Origin of the sequence: Streptomyces roseochromogenus subsp. oscitans DS 12.976 (assembly GCF_000497445.1) — a bacterium.
In the GTDB taxonomy this organism is placed as follows: domain Bacteria; phylum Actinomycetota; class Actinomycetes; order Streptomycetales; family Streptomycetaceae; genus Streptomyces; species Streptomyces oscitans.
Map to the genome: position 1 here is coordinate 2,507,335 of NZ_CM002285.1, position 3,380 is coordinate 2,510,714.

At 57.5% G+C, this 3,380-nt stretch carries 1 rRNA gene; it reads right to left on the bottom strand.

The features are described 5' to 3' along the window. Positions 1–22: 22 nt before the first annotated feature. A 23S ribosomal RNA gene (locus tag M878_RS60700) occupies positions 23–3,144 on the bottom strand. Between the last annotated feature and the right edge of the window lie 236 nt (positions 3,145–3,380).

Genomic DNA, 3,380 nt, shown 5'->3' on the forward strand with positions numbered 1-3,380 from the left:
AACACAGTGGACGCGAGCAACTGAGGACAAGCCCTCGGCCTATTAGTACCGGTCACCTCCACCAGTTACCTGGCTTCCAGATCCGGCCTATCAACCCAGTCGTCTACTGGGAGCCTTACCCCATCAAGTGGGTGGGAGTCCTCATCTCGAAGCAGGCTTCCCGCTTAGATGCTTTCAGCGGTTATCCCTCCCGAACGTAGCCAACCAGCCATGCCCTTGGCAGAACAACTGGCACACCAGAGGTTCGTCCGTCCCGGTCCTCTCGTACTAGGGACAGCCCTTCTCAAGACTCCTACGCGCACAGCGGATAGGGACCGAACTGTCTCACGACGTTCTAAACCCAGCTCGCGTACCGCTTTAATGGGCGAACAGCCCAACCCTTGGGACCGACTCCAGCCCCAGGATGCGACGAGCCGACATCGAGGTGCCAAACCATCCCGTCGATATGGACTCTTGGGGAAGATCAGCCTGTTATCCCCGGGGTACCTTTTATCCGTTGAGCGACGGCGCTTCCACAAGCCACCGCCGGATCACTAGTCCCGACTTTCGTCCCTGCTCGACCCGTCGGTCTCACAGTCAAGCTCCCTTGTGCACTTACACTCAACACCTGATTGCCAACCAGGCTGAGGGAACCTTTGGGCGCCTCCGTTACCCTTTAGGAGGCAACCGCCCCAGTTAAACTACCCATCAGACACTGTCCCTGATCCGGATCACGGACCCAGGTTAGACATCCAGCACGACCAGACTGGTATTTCAACGACGACTCCACCCACACTGGCGTACGGGCTTCACAGTCTCCCAGCTATCCTACACAAGCCGAACCGAACACCAATATCAAACTGTAGTAAAGGTCCCGGGGTCTTTCCGTCCTGCTGCGCGAAACGAGCATCTTTACTCGTAGTGCAATTTCACCGGGCCTATGGTTGAGACAGTCGAGAAGTCGTTACGCCATTCGTGCAGGTCGGAACTTACCCGACAAGGAATTTCGCTACCTTAGGATGGTTATAGTTACCACCGCCGTTTACTGGCGCTTAAGTTCTCAGCTTCGCCCACCCGAAAGTGAGCTAACCGGTCCCCTTAACGTTCCAGCACCGGGCAGGCGTCAGTCCGTATACATCGCCTTACGGCTTCGCACGGACCTGTGTTTTTAGTAAACAGTCGCTTCTCGCTGGTCTCTGCGGCCACCCCCAGCTCGAGGAGCAAGTCCTCTCACCAGGAATGGCCCCCCTTCTCCCGAAGTTACGGGGGCATTTTGCCGAGTTCCTTAACCATAGTTCACCCGAACGCCTCGGTATTCTCTACCTGACCACCTGAGTCGGTTTAGGGTACGGGCCGCCATGAAACTCGCTAGAGGCTTTTCTCGACAGCATAGGATCATCCACTTCACCACAATCGGCTCGGCATCAGGTCTCAGACTATGTGCTGCCCGGATTTACCTGGACAACGTCCTACACCCTTACCCCGGGACAACCACCGCCCGGGATGGACTACCTTCCTGCGTCACCCCATCACTCACCTACTGCAAGTCTGGTCCGTCGGCTCCACCACTTTCCATTCCCCGAAGGGTCCGGAACGGCTTCACGGACTTAGCATCGCCTGTTTCGATGTTTGACGCTTCACAGCGGGTACCGGAATATCAACCGGTTATCCATCGACTACGCCTGTCGGCCTCGCCTTAGGTCCCGACTTACCCTGGGCAGATCAGCTTGACCCAGGAACCCTTAGTCAATCGGCGCACACGTTTCTCACGTGTGAATCGCTACTCATGCCTGCATTCTCACTCGTCAACCGTCCACGACTACCTTCCAGTGCCGCTTCACCCGGCAGACGACGCTCCCCTACCCATCACAGCACCCGTTGGGGCTATATACTGCAATGACACGACTTCGGCGGTACGCTTGAGCCCCGCTACATTGTCGGCGCGGAATCACTAGACCAGTGAGCTATTACGCACTCTTTCAAGGGTGGCTGCTTCTAAGCCAACCTCCTGGTTGTCTGTGCGACTCCACATCCTTTCCCACTTAGCGTACGCTTAGGGGCCTTAGTCGATGCTCTGGGCTGTTTCCCTCTCGACCATGGAGCTTATCCCCCACAGTCTCACTGCCGCGCTCTCACTTACCGGCATTCGGAGTTTGGCTAAGGTCAGTAACCCGGTAGGGCCCATCGCCTATCCAGTGCTCTACCTCCGGCAAGAAACACACGACGCTGCACCTAAATGCATTTCGGGGAGAACCAGCTATCACGGAGTTTGATTGGCCTTTCACCCCTAACCACAGGTCATCCCCCAGGTTTTCAACCCTGGTGGGTTCGGTCCTCCACGAAGTCTTACCTCCGCTTCAACCTGCCCATGGCTAGATCACTCCGCTTCGGGTCTTGAGCGTGCTACTACAGCGCCCTGTTCGGACTCGCTTTCGCTACGGCTTCCCCACCCGGGTTAACCTCGCAACACACCGCAAACTCGCAGGCTCATTCTTCAAAAGGCACGCAGTCACGAGACACCAGCAAGCTGATGTCCGACGCTCCCACGGCTTGTAGGCACACGGTTTCAGGTACTATTTCACTCCCCTCCCGGGGTACTTTTCACCATTCCCTCACGGTACTATCCGCTATCGGTCACCAGGGAATATTTAGGCTTAGCGGGTGGTCCCGCCAGATTCACACGGGATTTCTCGGGCCCCGTGCTACTTGGGTGTCTCTCAAACGAGCCGCTGACGTTTCGACTACGGGGGTCTTACCCTCTACGCCGGACCTTTCGCATGTCCTTCGCCTACATCAACGGTTTCTGACTCGCCCCACGGCCGGCAGACCGTGGAAGAGAGATCCCACAACCCCCACGACGCAACCCCTGCCGGGTCTCACACGTCGTAGGTTTGGCCTCATCCGGTTTCGCTCGCCACTACTCCCGGAATCACGGTTGTTTTCTCTTCCTGCGGGTACTGAGATGTTTCACTTCCCCGCGTTCCCTCCACTTGCCCTATGTGTTCAGACAAGGGTGACAGCCCATGACGACTGCCGGGTTTCCCCATTCGGAAACCCCCGGATCAAAGCCTGGTTGACGACTCCCCGGGGACTATCGTGGCCTCCCACGTCCTTCATCGGTTCCTGGTGCCAAGGCATCCACCGTGCGCCCTTAAAAACTTGGCCACAGATGCTCGCGTCCACTGTGCAGTTCTCAAACAACGACCAGCCACCCATCACCCCGAACCAACAGGTCCGAGTGCACTGGGGCCGGCGACTGAGGAAAGTTCGTTCCCTCAGACACCCAACAGCGTGCCCGGCCAGGCCCCGTCCGAAGATCATGCGTTCCACGCTCTGACGAGCAGTACTAGCAGCCTCCGACCCAGGATCCCGGCCGAATAATCAACGTTCCACCCATGAGC